Origin of the sequence: Flavobacterium sp. (assembly GCF_029945805.1) — a bacterium.
Lineage (GTDB): Bacteria > Bacteroidota > Bacteroidia > Flavobacteriales > Flavobacteriaceae > Flavobacterium.
The window spans coordinates 35761-54229 of sequence record NZ_JAQSDH010000042.1 but is presented as its reverse complement, the minus strand read 5'-3'; the positions used below and the strand labels follow the sequence as shown (position 1 = coordinate 54229).

At 34.4% G+C, this 18469-nt stretch carries 17 protein-coding genes; 15 read left to right on the top strand and 2 right to left on the bottom strand.

Annotated features, from left to right (window positions below):
* Window positions 1–53: 53 nt before the first annotated feature.
* Window positions 54–203, bottom strand: coding sequence for a hypothetical protein (locus tag PSU83_RS11000; RefSeq protein ID WP_300589497.1), 150 nt, complete (start codon window positions 201–203; stop codon window positions 54–56).
* A gap of 28 nt (window positions 204–231) precedes the next feature.
* Complete coding sequence (locus tag PSU83_RS10995; RefSeq protein ID WP_300589496.1) at window positions 232–687, bottom strand: DUF4870 domain-containing protein; 456 nt, start codon at window positions 685–687, stop codon at window positions 232–234.
* A gap of 194 nt (window positions 688–881) precedes the next feature.
* Here PSU83_RS10995 and PSU83_RS10990 point away from each other — a divergent pair, with 194 nt between their 5' ends.
* The 15 genes from PSU83_RS10990 to PSU83_RS10920 all read left to right on the top strand — a co-directional run bounded on the left by PSU83_RS10990 (window position 882) and on the right by PSU83_RS10920 (window position 18466).
* Window positions 882–1337 carry a DUF4442 domain-containing protein gene (locus tag PSU83_RS10990; RefSeq protein ID WP_300589495.1) on the top strand — a complete coding sequence of 152 codons (456 nt, stop codon included), beginning with the start codon at window positions 882–884 and terminating at the stop codon, window positions 1335–1337.
* Window positions 1338–1413: 76 nt separating this feature from the next.
* Window positions 1414–2319 (top strand): TIGR01777 family oxidoreductase, encoded by a 906-nt coding sequence (locus tag PSU83_RS10985; protein ID WP_300589494.1) that lies wholly within the window; start codon window positions 1414–1416, stop codon window positions 2317–2319.
* A gap of 270 nt (window positions 2320–2589) precedes the next feature.
* Entirely contained in the window at window positions 2590–3153 is a 564-nt protein-coding gene (locus PSU83_RS10980) for a nucleotide exchange factor GrpE (RefSeq protein WP_300589493.1), read from the top strand.
* Between the two features lie 27 nt (window positions 3154–3180).
* Window positions 3181–4302 (top strand): molecular chaperone DnaJ, encoded by a 1122-nt coding sequence (gene dnaJ, locus PSU83_RS10975; protein ID WP_300589492.1) that lies wholly within the window; start codon window positions 3181–3183, stop codon window positions 4300–4302.
* A 228-nt stretch (window positions 4303–4530) separates the two neighbouring features.
* On the top strand, window positions 4531–5451 hold the full coding sequence (locus tag PSU83_RS10970) for an ATP-binding cassette domain-containing protein (RefSeq protein WP_300589491.1): 921 nt from the start codon (window positions 4531–4533) through the stop codon (window positions 5449–5451).
* 114 nt (window positions 5452–5565) lie between these two features.
* Complete coding sequence (locus PSU83_RS10965) at window positions 5566–6870, top strand: ABC transporter permease (RefSeq protein WP_300589490.1); 1305 nt, start codon at window positions 5566–5568, stop codon at window positions 6868–6870.
* A gap of 45 nt (window positions 6871–6915) precedes the next feature.
* The gene (locus tag PSU83_RS10960; RefSeq protein WP_300589489.1) at window positions 6916–8253 is read left to right on the top strand and encodes a sigma-54 dependent transcriptional regulator; all 1338 of its coding nucleotides are present in this window, start codon (window positions 6916–6918) and stop codon (window positions 8251–8253) included.
* 18 nt (window positions 8254–8271) lie between these two features.
* Window positions 8272–9321, top strand: coding sequence for a DUF389 domain-containing protein (locus tag PSU83_RS10955; protein WP_300589488.1), 1050 nt, complete (start codon window positions 8272–8274; stop codon window positions 9319–9321).
* Window positions 9322–9572: 251 nt separating this feature from the next.
* Complete coding sequence (locus tag PSU83_RS10950; protein ID WP_274783639.1) at window positions 9573–9650, top strand: potassium-transporting ATPase subunit F; 78 nt, start codon at window positions 9573–9575, stop codon at window positions 9648–9650.
* Between the two features lie 2 nt (window positions 9651–9652).
* Window positions 9653–11353, top strand: coding sequence for a potassium-transporting ATPase subunit KdpA (gene kdpA / locus PSU83_RS10945; protein ID WP_300589486.1), 1701 nt, complete (start codon window positions 9653–9655; stop codon window positions 11351–11353).
* 160 nt (window positions 11354–11513) lie between these two features.
* Window positions 11514–13532, top strand: a complete 2019-nt coding sequence (kdpB, locus tag PSU83_RS10940) for a potassium-transporting ATPase subunit KdpB (RefSeq protein ID WP_300589485.1) — start codon at window positions 11514–11516, stop codon at window positions 13530–13532.
* 53 nt (window positions 13533–13585) lie between these two features.
* The gene (locus PSU83_RS10935) at window positions 13586–14149 is read left to right on the top strand and encodes a K(+)-transporting ATPase subunit C (RefSeq protein ID WP_300589484.1); all 564 of its coding nucleotides are present in this window, start codon (window positions 13586–13588) and stop codon (window positions 14147–14149) included.
* A gap of 178 nt (window positions 14150–14327) precedes the next feature.
* Entirely contained in the window at window positions 14328–15410 is a 1083-nt protein-coding gene (locus tag PSU83_RS10930) for a porin (protein ID WP_300589483.1), read from the top strand.
* Window positions 15411–15521: 111 nt separating this feature from the next.
* Window positions 15522–16649, top strand: a complete 1128-nt coding sequence (locus PSU83_RS10925) for a sensor protein KdpD (RefSeq protein ID WP_300589482.1) — start codon at window positions 15522–15524, stop codon at window positions 16647–16649.
* Window positions 16650–16747: 98 nt separating this feature from the next.
* Window positions 16748–18466, top strand: coding sequence for an ATP-binding protein (locus PSU83_RS10920; protein ID WP_300589481.1), 1719 nt, complete (start codon window positions 16748–16750; stop codon window positions 18464–18466).
* The last annotated feature ends 3 nt before the right edge of the window (window positions 18467–18469 follow it).

Below are 18469 nucleotides of genomic sequence, written 5' to 3'. Positions count from 1 at the left end.
TCCTTGACTAGCTGCAGCTTGTTTTGGGATGATGATTGAAACTGTGATGATTTTTAATCTTCTGAAACTAAATATTCGATTTGATACTCTTCGTTATGGTTTTCAATAGATTGTTGTTTTTTGATTTCGATTGCATTGTTTTGAGTGATTAATTCAGTTGCTAATGCTGCGATATATACTGTGATTAGGAGTAAATGTTTCATTTCGATTTGATTTTGATTGATGATTCAATTATTTAAAAAAAGGAATTGTTAATGGATATTTATAAACTTCTCCATTTGATGATTTTACGGCAGCATTAATTATTAAGGCGAATTCTATCACTTTTATTGCAAAGAATAATAAAGCAGCGATTATACCTAGAATTGAAATTCCTGTTATGTTATGAATATTAAAATTTTCGATTTCAAAATGATTGTTAGTGAATAGCGTATTGAAATTAGCCGTTTTAAAAATCGTATAAATTAATATCGGAATTGCGATCAAGCACAAAATCACACTATATACAAAGATGCTCAATTGAAAATTCAATACTTGTTTTCCGTTAGCGTCTACAAATTCAGATTCGTCTTTTTTTGAACTCCAAATGATTATTGGAAAAATATAATTCCCAAACGGAATAAAATACTGTGTCAATGCACTCAGGTGTACAACAGTAGCGAGATTCTTTTCGTTAGTAGTTGTCATAATTTTGTTTATTATAGGTTGATTGATGATGAGAAATTTAATACTATAGATAGACCATTAATTTCTTATACAAAGATACAATCAAAAAAAGGTATTATGCAAAGCAAAGTACTAAGATTTAACAAAAAATTAACATTTATGAAAAGTATGAATTACTGTCGTTTTATTGTACTTTTACAGTAAAATCAAGTGTTATGGAATTTTCTCCTTCTAAATTGAATACCTTTTTATTTTTAAAATTACCTTCGGCTTTTTGGAGCGGAGTACGCGTAAAGTCGATTTCAAAAGATAAATGTATTGTAACGGTGAAACATCGTTGGTTCAATCAAAACCCATTTAATTCGATGTATTTTGCTGTTCAAGCTATGGCTGCCGAATTGTCTACCGGCGCCTTAGTTATGATGCAAATTAAAATCAGCGGCAAAAAAATATCTATGTTGGTTGCCAATAACAATGGAAATTTCACCAAAAAAGCCACTGGAAGAATAACTTTTACTTGTGCTGATGGCAATCTAATTGAAGATGCCATAAAAAAAACGATAGCTACTGGAGAAGGGCAGACCATCTGGATGAAATCAATCGGACTGAACGAAAAAGGGGAACAAGTATCTGAAATGAATTTTGAATGGAGCATAAAATTAAAGCCATAGACAAAAGTTAAACCCTTTATAATTGGGTTTTAATTGTGAGATATTGGTTGTAAATTTGGCCGAAAGAAGGCAAATTATGAAGATTCTAATTACAGGCGCAACAGGAATGATAGGAAGCGAGTTGGTAAAACTTTTATTAGCCGAAAATCATTCTGTTAATTATTTGACGACTTCAAAATCAAAGATAGAGAGCAAACCAAACTATAATGGTTTTTACTGGAATCCCGAACAAGGCAAAATTGATGAAAACTGTCTTTTTGGAGTTGATGCGATTGTTCATCTGGCCGGAGCCAATATCTCTAAACGCTGGACAAATGCATACAAACAAGAAATTATCGAAAGCCGCACTTTATCTGCAGAATTACTTTATAATTTAATACGCAAAACGCCAAACCAAGTGAAGCAATTTGTTTCAGCTTCAGGAACGGCAATCTACCCAGAAAGTTATACTAAAGTGTACGATGAAACTACGGTAGAGACAGAAGATAGTTTTCTTTCTAATGTTGTTAAAAAATGGGAGGAAAGCGCCGATCGTTTTCAAGTCCTAAATATAAAAGTGTGTAAACTTAGAACCGGAATTGTATTGTCTAATTTAGGAGGTGCTTTACCTGCACTGGTTAAACCAATAAAATTAGGATTTGGTGCTGCTATGGGTTCAGGGAAGCAGGCACAATCTTGGATCCATATCAATGATTTAGTACAGATGTATTATTTTGCACTTGAAAACCAATTGGAAGGCGTCTACAATGCTGTTGCTCCTAATCCAATAAGTAATAAAGAACTAACCGTCGCTATTGCAAAAGTTTTAAAGAAACCACTTTTTCTACCTAATATTCCACAATTTATAATGAAGCTTGTGCTCGGAGAAATGAGCTATCTTTTATTTTCTAGTAAAAATTTGAGTTCGGAGAAAATTCAGAATTCGGGTTTTAAATTTGAATTTCCCAAAATAAAGGAAGCATTAAATGACTTATACGTATAAAAAAAGTGCTGTTACTAACAGCACTTTTTTTACTATAAAGAATCTTGAATTAATAATATTTTACAGCAATAAGCTAACCTAAATACCAAATACTTATTCGGTTTTGAATTACAAACATAATCAAAACGAAATCGTAATAGTCTTAAAATTTTATTAATTTTTATATAAAATTTTAAGACTATTTTAATTTATTTTTTTATCTGGCATAGTATAATGACAATTTGACATTTTATAACAAATGGCAGTACTTTTGCTATCCAAAAGTCAAAAATGAATATCAAAAATATATTTAAAAATAAAAGCACCATGAGTACCGACAATAGCGAGAAAGAATGCGAAGTGAATGAAAACACAGTAAATGAAATAGAATCTGCTGTAGAGCTAACTGTTGAAGAACAATTACAAGAAGATTTAGCCAATGAAAAAGATAAATTTTTACGACTTTTTGCTGAATTTGAAAATTTCAAAAAACGAACTACAAAGGAGCGAATAGATTTATTCAAGACTGCCAATCAAGATGTTTTACAGTCAATGTTGCCAGTTTTGGACGATTTTGACAGAGCTATGGTTGAAATCTCCAAATCAGATGACGATATTTTATTGAAAGGCGTTGAGTTAATTCATGAAAAACTTAAAAACACACTTGTATCTAAAGGTTTAGAACAGGTTGAAGTTCGTGCTGGTGATGCTTTTAATGCAGACTATGCTGAAGCAATTACACAAATTCCAGCTCCATCAAAAGAATTGAAAGGAAAAATTGTTGATGTAATTGAAAAAGGATATAAACTTGGAGATAAAATAATTCGGTTTCCAAAAGTGGTAATTGGACAATAATAGCGTCTTAATTTTTATAAAAATAGTATGAGCAAAAAAGATTTTTACGAAACATTAGGCGTTTCAAAAGGAGCTTCTCCAGAGGAAATAAAAAAAGCATATCGAAAGAAAGCGATCGAATTCCATCCTGATAAAAATCCGGGAGATAAACAAGCTGAAGAAAACTTTAAAACGGCAGCTGAAGCATATGAAATATTAAGCGACGGAAATAAAAAAGCGAAGTACGATCAATATGGTCATGCTGCTTTTGATGGTGGCGGAGGTGGCGGATACGGAGGTGGTCATCACATGAATATGGATGATATCTTCAGTCAGTTTGGTGATATTTTTGGCGGTGCTTTTGGCGGTGGTGGTTTCGGAGGAAATTCTGGAGGACAACGTCGAGTGAAAGGGAGTAATCTTCGTATTAAAGTAAAATTGACTTTAGAAGAAATTGCTAATGGTGTAGAGAAAAAAGTAAAAGTAAAACGTAAAGTTCAAGCTGCAGGTGTAAAATATAAGACATGTTCTACTTGTAACGGTCAAGGACAAGTTCTAAGAGTTACCAATACTATTTTAGGTAGAATGCAATCGGCTACAACGTGCACGACTTGTGGTGGAAGCGGGCAAACTATAGAAATTAAGCCTAATAACGCCGATGCACAAGGGATGATATTGGAAGACGAAACGGTATCAATAAAAATTCCAGCTGGAGTTGTAGACGGAATGCAGTTAAAAGTTTCCGGTAAAGGAAATGATGCTCCAGGAAATGGAATCGCGGGTGATTTAATAGTAGCCATTGAAGAAAGTGAACATGAATTTCTGAAGCGTGAAGGCGAAAACCTTCATTACGATTTGTATATCAGTTTTGCTGAAGCTGCATTAGGTGTTTCAAAAGACATTGAAGCAGTTAATGGGAAAGTTAGAATTAAATTGGAAGAAGGCATTCAATCCGGTAAGATTTTAAGATTAAAAGGCAAAGGGATTCCAAGTCTAAATAGTTACGGAAATGGTGACTTATTGGTACATGTTAACGTGTGGACACCAAAAAAATTAAACAAAGAACAACAACAGTTTTTCGAAAAATCATTGACAGATCCTAACTTCATTCCAAATCCAGAAAAAGGAGATAAATCTTTTTTTGAAAAAGTAAAGGATATGTTTTCATAGTTAAAAAAATATATTTACATTTGAATGTTACTTGGAAACAGGTAACTTCTTTTTCATAGCAATTTTTCCCATCCTTTTGTAAAAATTAGGGTGGGTTTTTTTGTAACTTTTTATTTCCTTTAATTACTTATTGAGTACTTTTACAAAATTCAATAGCATTACCAATTGCAATGACCAAAATCCATAGCAATACTACCAATTATTGAAACTTAAATTGAAATTTATAATATGAGTAATATACTTGAAGTAAACAAAGTCGTTAAGCAATTTGGAAATTACACCGCGCTTAATGAGGTTTCTTTAACCGTTCCTAAAGGCAGTATTTATGGACTTCTTGGCCCAAATGGCGCTGGTAAAACATCCTTAATCCGAATCATCAACCAAATTACCATGCCCGACAGCGGTTCCGTAATTCTCGACGGAGAAAAGCTAAAACCAGAACACGTTGGGATGATCGGGTATATGCCGGAAGAACGTGGTTTGTATAAAACTATGAAAGTGGGCGAGCAGTGTCTTTATTTGGCACAGTTGAAAGGGTTGTCAAAGCATGAAGCCAAAGCACAATTGGAATACTGGTTTAATCGTTTGGAAATTAAGGGATGGTGGAATAAGAAAATTGAGGAACTTTCGAAAGGAATGGCTCAGAAAATACAGTTTGTGGTTACCGTTATGCACAAACCAAAATTGCTTATTCTTGACGAACCTTTTTCTGGTTTTGATCCAGTGAATGCCAATTTGATTAAAGATGAAATCATCGAACTTAACAGACAAGGCACTTCAGTTATATTCTCAACACACCGAATGGAAAGTGTGGAGGAAATGTGCGATTACATTGCACTCATACATAAGTCGAACAAACTTATTGAAGGCAAACTTTCGGATGTCAAAAAACAATTCCGAACTAATAATTACGAAGTTGGAATTCTGAGCGATAACATAGAAGGTTTGATGTATGATTTGTCACAAAAATTCACGGTGTCAAAAACTGATTTTAAATCATTACACGATGAATTAAAATTAGAAATTAATTTGGGTAACGCAACTCCAAATGATTTATTAAACACTTTAGTTAATCGAGGTCAAGTTACTCATTTTGTGGAAAAAATACCGAGTATGAATGATATTTTTATTAAAACAGTAACGGATTAGATAAGTTAGATCATTTAGAATTCTTGGAAAGTTAGATCATATAATCTAAGTAGTCTAAAAATCTAAGCATGTCTAAAAATCTAAGTAAGTCTAAAAACCTAATCAGTCAAAAAAATGAGCAAATTAGCCTTAATCATAAAAAGAGAATTTATTGCCAAAGTGCGTAATAAATCATTCATCGTAATGACTTTTTTAAGTCCGTTATTGTTTGTCGGAATTGGAGTTTTCGTTGGATATTTAAGCACCATGAAAGCAGAACTCAAAACTATTGCAATTCATGACGAAACCGGAAGATTTGTCAACGAGTTTAAAACGAATGCCGAATATAAATATGTCAATCTTTCTCAAGTCGATTTAAGAACGTTGAAAGATAGCATTGTAAAAGAAAGTTACGAAGGGCTTTTAATCATTCCCAATACAACAGATAATACTAAACTTCAAAGAGGAATTCAATACGTTTCTAATGATAGTCCGAGTGTTAGTTTTCTGGGCGATTTAGAAGATGTGATTGCCAAGAAAATTACCTCTGAAAACTTTCAGAAAGTAGGTTTGGACACTTTAGCAATAAAAAATGCCAAAGCAGACGTTTCAATCAAATTAGAAAAAGCAACTGGAGAAGAAGCATTGAAAGGGTTCAACGAAATTAAAATAGCAGTTGGTGGTGCTTTTGGGTATCTTATTATGATGTTTATTGTTTTGTATGGTAATATGGTTATGCGAAGTGTAATCGAAGAAAAAACATCACGTATCATTGAAGTGATCATTTCCTCGGTAAAACCATTTCAGTTAATGATGGGTAAGATTATTGGAACTTCATTGGCGGGTATTTTGCAATTTATGATTTGGGCTATACTAGGATTGACTGCCATGTTTGTTGTCTCAAGCATGTTGGGCGTCCAAATGGGTGCAACATCTGGAGCTCAAGCTCAAGCGATTCAGGCGGCTCAGAGTACATCGGGAAGTCAAATTCAAATGTATATCAAAGAATTATGGAATCTTCCAATCGCCACAATCTTAATCTCTTTCGTGATTTATTTTATTGGAGGTTACTTTTTATACAGTTCGTTTTATGCTTCAATTGGTGCGGCTGTTGATAATGAAACCGATTCACAACAATTTTTATTACCGATAATAATGCCATTAATATTAGGGGTTTATATTGGATTTTTTACCGTAATCAATGATCCACATGGAACTGTCGCAACCGTATTTTCATTCATTCCATTAACCTCACCGATTGTTATGATGATGCGTATTCCGTTTGGAGTTCCGCTATGGCAGATTGTGCTTTCGATGGCAATCTTGTTTGCGACTTTCTTTGCAGTAGTTTGGTTCGCAGCAAAAATTTATCGTGTTGGAATTTTGATGTATGGAAAAAAACCTACCTGGAGAGAATTGATTAAGTGGTTAAGGTATTAACGTTCCAATTAAATAAATATTTTTCGTAACCAAACCAATTCCAACTTGAAAACTATTTTAATCATTGACGACGAAGAAAAACTTCGCAAATTGTTAGCCAGAATTGTAAAATCAGAAGGTTTTGAAGTTCTGGAAGCTTCAGATTTAAAATCGGGTTTCAAAAAATTGGAACACAATGATGTTGATGTGATGCTCTGCGACGTAAAACTTCCGGACGGAAACGGAGTCGATTTTCTTCAAAAGATAAAAAGTAATTTTCCCTTAACCGAAGTAATTCTTTTAACAGCTTACGGTAATATAGCTGATGGTGTACAGGCCATGAAAAACGGTGCTTTCGATTATATTGTCAAAGGCGATGATAACGATAAAATTATTCCACTGCTACACAAAGCATTAGAAAAAGTGCAACTTCAAAAGAAAGTTAAGCAACTCGAAAAACGCATTTCCGATAAATATTCTTTTGATACCATCATAGGAAAATCCAAAGCTTTAGAGCAAGTAATTGACTTAGCTAAAAAAGTAGCCAAAACCGATTCTACCGTTTTATTAACCGGAGAAACCGGAACCGGAAAAGAAGTTTTTGCTCAAGCTATTCATGAAAACAGCAACCGAGTTGGAAAATCATTCGTAGCTTTAAATTGCAGTACATTCAGCAAAGAAATCCTAGAAAGCGAATTATTCGGACACAAGCAAGGCGCTTTTACCGGAGCCATAAAAGATAAAAAAGGATATATAGAAGAAGCTAATGACGGAACTTTATTTTTAGATGAAATAGGAGAGATGCCTCTCGAACTGCAAGCCAAATTACTTCGGGTTTTAGAAACCAATGAATATATTCCGGTTGGAGATTCCACTCCAAAAAAGTCAAATTTTCGATTGATTGCTGCAACCAACAAAGATTTAAAATCCGAAAGTGAAAACCATACTTTTCGTTCGGATCTGTATTTTCGATTGAATATTTTTGAAATCAATATTCCGCCACTGCGCGAACGTGTCAAAGATATTGCACCATTAACTACTTATTTTGTCCAACAATTTTCTGAAAAAATAAATCGTAAAACACTAGAAATTGCTCCCGATTTTCTTCAAAAATTGGAAAGTTATCATTGGTCAGGAAACGTCAGAGAATTAAAAAATATCATTGAACGTTCGGTGATTTTGTGCAACGGAGCTACTTTAACTTCTGAGGTTTTACCCAATGAAATCCAGCATCAGGAAGATAAAACTAACAAATCAATGTCGGCATTTTCGATGCAGAGTATTGAAAAATTGCACATTCAAAAAGTATTGAATTACACCAAAGGCAACAAAGCCGAAACCGCAAGATTATTAGAAATAGGGATTGCTACATTGTATCGAAAAATTGATGATTTTGGATTGTAATGTAAAAACGAATGCATCATGACTAATAATTTAGAAGTACTAAAAAGGTATTTAAAAACGATTTTAAATTTAAAAACCGATCAGGAAGCTGAACAAGTAACTATTGATGAGATTAAATCAGGAGTTATTTTTAAAGGTACCAATTTCTGGATTATGGCTTTCGCTATTTTCATTTCCTGCATTGGATTGAATATCAATTCGAAAGCAGCAGTTATTGGAGCCATGATAATTTCACCATTAATGGGTCCCATTTTTGGCATCGGATTTTCATTAGGAACATCCAATTCTAATTTATTAAAATTGAGTTTAAGAAATGTGTTTCGGATCGTTTTGGTTTCCATTTTATGTTCCACATTGTATTATGTTTTGTCGCCCTATCACATTGCAACTGATGAATTATTATCCTTTTCCAAACCTACAATTTTTGATATTCTATTAGCTTTTATTGGAGGAATGGCAGGAATGATAGCTATTTCGCGCCATGATGGCAATCGGGTTTTAGTCGGAATTGCAGTTGCTACAGCATGTATTCCGCCACTTTGCACTGCTGGATATGGAATAGCAACAGTACAATGGCACTACATTTTGGGGGGTTTGTACACTTATTTTATCAATGCCTTGTTTATTTGTTTAGGTAGTTATTTAATCACTAAATATTTAAAGTTTGCGAAATTTTCAAATAGTAAAATCAAGCACATCAACAGTTATTTTGGATTTTTAGCTTTTATAGCTATAATTCCGGCACTATATTTAGCATATAATTTATGGGTAGTAAATGTTTATAAAGATAAAGTGAATTATTTTGTTACCAATGAAGTGGAAAAATCATATCACGTTATCAAAACAACTACAAATACAGAAACGAAGACCATCACAATTGATGTTATAGTGAATGAATTTCAGGAAAATCTAACCCAAATTATTACTTCAAAACTTAAGAAATATGATTTGAATGATAGTAGAATAGAAGTTTTTCAAACCTTGAAAGCTATAAATAACAGATCTGAGATTCAAATTTTGCAAAAGCAAGTAGATGAACTCAAAAAAGAGATTGATAAATTAAAGTAACATCCTATCATTTCAATAAAAACCTTATCAAAATGATAGGGTTTTTTTATGCTTTTTTTGGGCATGAATTCTCTAATCTTAATAAATACAACACTTTACAACAATTTTATTTTTTTGGACTGTTTTTTGGCATTGGCGCAGAAACAATTTAACACTTTCGGAGTATGATAACACTAATTCTCATTGCAAGCGGATTGCTACTATTCGCGCTATTTTTTAAAATGATAACCGTTTTTGAAAAAATCTAAATCATGACAGCACTTTTCATCATCGCAATAGCCGTGTTTATTTACATCTGCTATGTATTAGTTAAACCCGAAAAATTTTAAAAATGAACTCAGAAATCCTCGGAATTATGGTAACCTATGGTTTGGTTTTGCTGCTGGCAATTCCATTAGGGCGTTACATTGGAAAAATATTCAATTACGAAAGCACTTGGTTGGATAAAATTTTCAATCCAATCGATGCTTTATTTTACAAAGTTGGTGGTATCAATCCCAACAAACAAATGAACTGGAAACAACATTTGGTGGCTTTATTGTCAATTAATGTAGTTTGGTTTATTATCTCCATGTTAGTATTGACTAATATGGTCTGGTTGCCTTTAAATCCTGATGGAAATCCTTCCATGACTGGCGATTTGGCATTTAATACAACAGTAAGTTTCATTACGAATACCAATTTGCAACACTATTCAGGCGAAAGTGGTTTATCGTATTTAGGACAATTAACCTTGATGCTTTGGCAATTCATCAGTGCGGCTTGCGGAATGGCAATTTGTGCGGCTGTTTTTATGGCGATGAAAGAAAAAACATCTGATACTATTGGGAATTTCTATAGTTTCTTCATTCGTTCTTGTACTAGAGTTTTGTTACCATTGTCATTTATAGTTGCCATAATTTTAGTTTTTAACGGAACTCCTATGACGTTTGAAGGAAAAGATACCATCACCACTTTAGAAGGTCAAACCCAAAATGTAAGTCGCGGTCCAGTTGCCGCATTTGTTGCGATTAAACAATTGGGAACCAATGGCGGTGGATTTTACGGTCCAAATTCAGCCAATCCAATGGAAAACCCTAACTATCTGACCAATATTGTCGAAACGGTTTCGATTTTTCTAATTCCAATTGCAATGGTTTTTGCCTTGGGATTTGTATTGAAAAGAAGAAAATTAGCCTGGACGATTTATGCCGTAATGACCATTGGATTTTTGAGTTTACTGATTCCAGCAGTCATTAGTGAAATGAACGGAAGTACCAACATTCACCAACTCGGAATTGCTCAAAACATGGGAAGCATGGAAGGAAAAGAAGTCCGTTTTGGAGCTGCTGCTTCCGCGAATTGGGCAACCTATACGACTTGTACAAGTAATGGTTCTGTAAATGCAATGCACGATAGTATGACGCCAATTACAGGAATGACAACACTTCTAGGAATGATGATTAACTGCTTTTATGGTGGCGTTGGTGTTGGATTTTTAAACTTTTACATCTTCATCATTCTCGGAGTTTTCATCAGCGGATTGATGGTTGGTAGAACACCCGAATTCCTCGGAAAGAAAATCGAAGCCAAAGAAATGAAAATCGCGATGATGATTGCGCTATTGCATCCATTTTTGATATTGGTTGGAACAGCTTTGGCAAGTCATTTGTATGCTGGAAATCCGGAAGCTTTAGCGGGTTGGTTAGCGAATCCCGGTTATCACGGATTTAGCGAAATGTTATACGAATTCACTTCGGCATCTGCCAATAACGGTAGCGGATTTGAAGGTTTGGGAGACAATACTCCGTTTTGGAATATCGCAACCGGAATTGTAATGCTTTTCGCCAGATACTTACCAATCATTGGCCCAGTAGCTATTGCCGGAATCTTAGGAAGCAAAAGTTACGTTCCGGAAAGCAACGGAACTTTAAAAACAGACACTTCCACTTTTGGATTGATGGTTTTTGCCGTAATCGTAATCGTAGCCGCATTATCCTTTTTTCCAGCATTAACATTAGGACCAATTGCCGAATTTTTTACCTCTAAATAATAATTTGAACCGTTAAGAAATTTAAACCATTAAGAAATTAAGATAAATTAAGTTTTAATAATAATTAAGCAAGAACTTAATCTTAATGAACCTTAATACCTTAATGGTTCAAAAAATAAAAATTTTAATAGTAAAAACAAACAATCTAAATTTTAAAAAAATGAGTGCATCTCAAAATAATTTATTTCAAAAAGAGCTGGTTCAGGAAGCCTTCAAACAATCTTTTGTGAAATTAAATCCCAAAATAATGTTCCGTAATCCTGTTATGTTTACAGTAGAAATTGGAACGATAGTAATGTTTTTTGTGTGTCTTTGGATTTTATCCGGAGAAGCGTCACAAGGAAGTTTCATGTATAACTTCATCGTTTTTCTAGTATTATTAATCACGTTGTTGTTTGCCGATTTTGCTGAAGCCATAGCCGAAGCCAGAGGAAAAGCGCAAGCCGATAGTTTGCGAAAAACACGTGAAGAAACGCCAGCCAGATTAGAAAATGGTCAATTTATTTCGTCTGCCCAATTAAAAAAAGGAGCTATTTTCGTTTGCGAAGCTGGCAATATTATTGCCACCGATGGAGAAATTATAGAAGGTTTAGCAACTATTGATGAAAGTGCCATCACAGGAGAAAGTGCTCCCGTAATCAGAGAAGCAGGTGGTGACAAATCATCGGTAACTGGTGGTACAAAAGTCTTATCGGATAAGATAAAAGTGCAAGTCACATCAGAACCTGGTGAAAGTTTTTTGGATAAAATGATTACTTTGGTGGAAGGCGCAAGCCGTCAAAAAACTCCAAACGAAATTGCATTAACCATTTTATTAGCGGGATTTACATTAGTATTCATTATCGTAACCGTTACTTTAGCACCTTTTGCAAAATACGCAAACGCACCAATTACAATTGCTTCTTTCATTGCGTTGTTTGTTTGTTTGATTCCAACAACAATTGGAGGATTATTATCAGCTATAGGAATTGCAGGAATGGACAGAGCGTTGCGTGCGAACGTAATCACCAAATCGGGAAAAGCGGTTGAAACGGCCGGAGATATTGATGTTTTGCTTTTAGATAAAACAGGAACCATAACCATTGGAAACCGAAAAGCAACCAGTTTTTATCCAACGAAAGGAATTACATCAGACGATTTTATAAAATCTGCCGTTTTGAGTTCTTTGGCAGATGATACTCCGGAAGGTAAAAGTATTGTTGAATTGGCCGGAGCCGATGTTGCAAACAAATTATCAATCGAAGGCGCAACTTTAATCAAATTTACTGCCGAAACCAGAACGTCTGGTGTTGTTTTGAAAGATGGAACCAATATTAGAAAAGGCGCTCAAGATGCTGCCAAAAATATAGCGCAACAAGCAGGAAATTCTTTTCCCGAAGATACAGCGCAAAAAGTAATTGATATTTCTTCAAACGGAGGAACACCATTAGTAGTAATCAAAAACAATCAGGTTCAGGGTGTAATTGAATTGCAAGACATTATCAAAACCGGAATGAAAGAACGTTTTGAAAGACTACGTAAAATGGGAATCAAAACCGTAATGGTAACAGGAGACAATCCGTTGACAGCCAAATTTATCGCTGAAAAAGCCGGTGTTGATGATTTTATTGCCGAAGCCAAACCAGAAGATAAAATGAACTACATCAAAAAAGAACAAGCCGAAGGACGATTGGTTGCGATGATGGGCGACGGAACCAATGATGCACCAGCTTTGGCTCAGGCAAATGTTGGAGTTGCCATGAACAGCGGAACACAAGCCGCAAAAGAAGCCGGGAACATGGTCGATTTAGACAATGATCCAACCAAATTAATTGAAATTGTAGAAATTGGGAAACAGCTTTTAATGACACGCGGAACGCTAACTACGTTTTCGATTGCAAATGATGTGGCGAAGTATTTTGCGATAATTCCGGCCTTGTTTATTACGGCAATTCCAGCTTTGCAGGGTTTGAATATTATGCAGTTGCACAGTCCACAAAGTGCGATTTTATCAGCGGTAATTTTTAATGCGATAATTATTCCGTTCCTTATTCCACTTGCATTGCGAGGTGTTGCTTACAAACCAATTGGTGCATCGGCATTGTTGCGTAGAAATTTATTTATCTACGGAATCGGAGGGATTATCATTCCATTTATTGGAATAAAACTGATTGATTTGGCGGTGGCGTTGTTTGTATAAAAAAAGATAATAGATAATAGACTAATAGATAATAGACTTTAAAAATAGAAATTATGAAAGAAAATATAATACCAGCAGTTCGATTGACCTTGTTTTGTGCGTTGTTTTTTGGTGGGTTTTACACTTTGAGCATTTACGGAATTGCACAATTTGCGCCTAATAAGGGAAAAGGTGAAATCGTTAGTGTAAACGGAAAAAATCATCACAGTAATGTAGCACAGAAATTCACAGAAGATAAGTATTTTTGGTCACGTCCATCAGCGGTTGATTATAATGCGGCTGGTTCGGGTGGAAGCAATAAAGGAACTACCAATCCGGATTATTTGGCAGAAGTTAAAACCAGAATTGACACCTTTTTACTTAAAAATCCAACAGTGAAACGCAATGAAGTGCCATCAGAATTGGTAACGGCTTCCGGTAGCGGATTGGATCCGAACATTTCGGTTCAGGGCGTAAAAGTACAAGCAGACCGAGTTGCCAAAGCGAGAAAAATTTCAGCAGAAAAAGTGTTAACTTTAATCAAAAAAAATACAGTTACACCGCTTTTAGGATGTTTGGGCACCGAAAAAATTAACGTGCTGCAGTTGAATATTGCTTTGGATAAAATATCAAAATAGTAATTAATAAAAGAATGCCCTAGCCCAGATAGTAGTGGAAATCCTGTCATTGCGAAGTAGAATTATGATGAGATTGCTTCGTTCCTCGCAATGATAGATTGCAACGGATAGCTGGATTAGCTTCAAAAAATAAAAATTAGAGGATGAGATTGCTTCGTGCCTCGCAATGACAAATAAAATGAAAAAAATAATAGTTACAGCTTTATTAGCTTTCGGATTTACAACAATAAACGCTCAGGAAGTAGCGACAGCAAAAAGCCCGTTTACCTTTTCGGGATATTTAGAAACGTATTACAGTTATGATTTTGGGAATCCGGACCATCATTTGCGTCCGGGATTTGTGTACAGTCATAACAAACACAACGAATTGAACCTGAATTTAGGTTACGTAAAAGCCAATTACGCCAAAGATCTTGTGCGTGCCAATTTTGCTTTAATGGCGGGAACGTATCCGGAATATAACTTGGCTGGCGAACAGGATTTATTGAAAAATGTTTTTGAAGCGAATGTTGGTGTGAAAATTTCTAAAAAGGCTAATCTTTGGGTTGATGCCGGAATTATGCCTTCGCACATTGGTTTTGAAAGCGCAATAGGAAAAGATTGTGTGAATCTGACTCGAAGTATTTTAGCGGATAATTCGCCGTATTTTGAAGCCGGAGTTAAAATTGGTTACACGTCTAAATCAGAAAAATGGTATTTGGCTGCGATGTATTTGAACGGTTGGCAACGCATTCAGAAAATTGATGGCAATCAGACTCCTGCTTTTGGAACACAGATAACTTACAAACCAACTTCAAAAGCAACATTGAATTGGAGTACCTACATTGGAAACGAACAACCTGATTCCAGTCGAAAATGGCGTTATTTCAATAATTTTTATGGACAATTTAAAGTTTCGGACAAAACAAGTTTAACTGCAGGATTTGATATTGGAGTTCAACAAACTGTAACCGGAAGTAGTGATTATGATGTTTGGTATTCGCCAGTTTTGATTGCGCAATACAAACCAACTTCTAAAGTGCAATTGGGTTTTAGAGGGGAATATTATCAGGATAAACAAGGTGTAATTATTGCCACAGGAACAGAAAACGGGTTTAAAACTTTTGGAGTTTCGGCGAATTTTGATTATTTAATTGCTGATAATATTATGTTTAGAATTGAAGCTAGAAATTTAAATAGCAAAGATGACGTGTTTTTGAAAAATGGAAATCCGACGAATCAGAATACATTTTTGACTACGGCTTTGGCGATTTCTTTTTAAAATTAAGATTTATAACCATTAAGGGATTAAGAAAAATTAAGCAATTTCTTAATGAAGCTTAATATCTTAATGGTTCAATTTTATGAGATTACTTAGTATCTCGCAATTGTTATGGAACAAGAAATTCAAAATAACGCACAGCATTTCCTCGATTTAATTCAGAAATCGCGCAAAGGAAAGTTTAAAATCTACATTGGTATGAGTGCCGGTGTGGGAAAGACTTATCGTATGTTGCAGGAAGCGCATTCGTTGTTGAAAAATGGAATTGATGTAAAAATTGGCTATATCGAAACCCATTTCCGTAAAGAAACCCACGAATTGCTTGATGGTTTGCCGATTGTTCCCAGAAGAACAATTTTCTACAAAGGTAAACAACTCGAAGAAATGGACGTGCAAGCCATAATTAATCTGCGTCCAGAAGTGGTTATTGTGGATGAATTGGCTCATACCAATATTGAAGGAAGCAAAAATGAAAAACGCTGGCAGGATGTTTTAGAAATTCTGGAAGCTGGAATCAATGTCATTTCGGCTGTGAATATTCAGCATATGGAAAGCTTGAATGAAGATGTAAAACGCATTACCAACGTGGATGTTTTAGAACGTGTTCCCGATAAGGTGCTGCGTTTGGCAGACGAAGTTGTGAATATAGATTTGACGGCTGAAGATTTGATTTCTCGTTTAAAAGAAGGAAAAATTTACACTGCGGATAAGATCCAAATGGCATTAACTAACTTTTTCAAATCAGACCAAATTTTGCAATTGCGTGAATTGGCACTAAAAGAAGTTGCAAGTCAAGTAGTTCGAAAAGTAGAAAATGAAGTTCCGAAAAACACTGGAATAAAACACGAAAAGCTTTTGGCTTGCATTAGTAGCAATGACAAAACCGCTAAAATTGTGATTCGAAAAGCCGCGCGATTGGCAAGTTATTATAATGGCATTTGGTATGTTTTGTATATAGAAACTCCGAAAGAAAGTCCGGATAAAATTGCCTTGGACAAACAACGTCATTTGATTAATAATTTCAAATTGGCTACTCAATTAGGAGCAGAAGTGATTAAACTAGAAGCGTCTAATATTACCGAAGCGATGTTAGAAATTGTAGAAAAAAAGCAGATTACTACTGTTTGTATAGGAAAACCGCATTTCAATTTATTTAAAGTAATTTTATCAACAACAATTTTTAGAAAACTACTCAATAAACTAGCTGATTCTAATGTTGATTTAGTTATTTTATCTTAAATTTTTATAACCGCAAATTCACAATTTTTTATCCAAGTTTGCAGACAAAAATACATTTACAAAACATTTAATTCGCGAATTCGCGGTAAAAGTAAACTATGAAAATTAAAACAAAATTAAATCTCGGAGTAGGACTATTATTTGTGTTAATAATCATCCTTTCATTGGTGAGTGCTTATAATATATTTTTGATAAAAAAAGATACTCAAAATATTTTGAAAGCCAATTATAATACGTTGGAATATTCCCGAAACATGCTGCTGGCATTGGAAGATATTACTTCAAATGAAAATATGGCGATTGCCAATTTTGAGATAAATTTGAAACTTCAGCTCACTAATGTTACCGAAAATGGAGAAGACTTGGCAACTAGTAATCTTCAAAAAAGTTTTACTACATTAGAAAGTAATCGAACAGATGAGAGACTGAAAAACCAAATTCGGCAGGATATTTTTCAGATCATGAAGCTCAATATGAACGCTATTAAACAAAAAAGTGATGTGGCAACCAAAACGGCAGAACGAGCGAACTTTTCTATAGCAATTTTAGGCACTTTATGTTTTTTGATTGCGTTTAATTTGTTAGTGAATTTGCCGAATAATATAGCCAATCCTATAAAGGAATTAACGGCAAGTATTAAAGAAATTGCTAATAAGAATTACAAAGAACGGGTCAATTTTATGGATCATAATGAGTTTGGAGAACTGGCCAAGTCATTCAATACAATGGCTCAAAAGTTGGAAGAATATAGTAGCAGTAATTTACATAAACTAACTTTTGAGAAGAAACGGTTAGAAACCTTAATTAACAACATGCACGATCCCATTATTGGTATAGATCACGAAGGAACTGTTTTGTTTGTAAATGATGAAGCACTTAAAATTATGGGGTTGAAATCGGAAGATTTAATTGGAAAATCAGCTGAAGTTTTGGCTTTGACTAATGATTTGTTAAAGTCATTAATTAGGAATGAGTTAGAAAGTTCAAAATCGCAACCCATGACGATTTTTGCTGATGGAAAGGAAAGTTATTTTGAAAAGGAAACGGTAAATATTACGATTAAACCAACAGGAGAAGACACTAAAATTGATATTGGAAACGTCATTATTCTTAGAAATATTACCGTTTTTAAAGAATTGGATTTCGCTAAAACTAATTTTATAGCGACTGTTTCTCACGAGTTAAAAACACCCATTTCCTCTATCAAAATGAGTTTGCAATTGCTTCAAAAACAAGAGACTGGAACTATAAATGAAGATCAGAAACAATTGCTTGACAGTATTAAGGAAGACAGTCAGCGATTACTCAAAATTACAGGCGAATTATTAGAATTGTCTCAAATGGAGACCGGCAATATACAATTGAATATTGAGAAAAGTAATCCAAATGAAATCGTGACTTATGCACTTCACGCCGTAAAAAAGCAAGCAGATCAAAAAGAAATTGAAATTGTAGTGGATACTCAGAAAAATCTCCCAGATGTAAAAGCGGATTCTGAAAAAACAGCCTGGGTTTTGGTTAACTTTCTAACGAATGCGATTCGATATTCACCTGAAAAAAGTTTGGTAAAAATTAATTTAAAAATAGAAGATAAGCAGTTAATTTTTGAAGTTACAGACAAGGGTCAAGGTATTGACAATCGGTATCAGACAAAAGTTTTTGATAAATATTTTCAAGTTCCGGGAAGTCACAAATCAGGTACGGGTTTAGGTTTAGCCATCAGCAAAGAATTTATAGAGGCACAAAATGGACGTATTGGAGTAAAAAGCCAATTGGGATTAGGTAGTACATTTTTTTTTAAACTAGCAACAGTTTAAGCT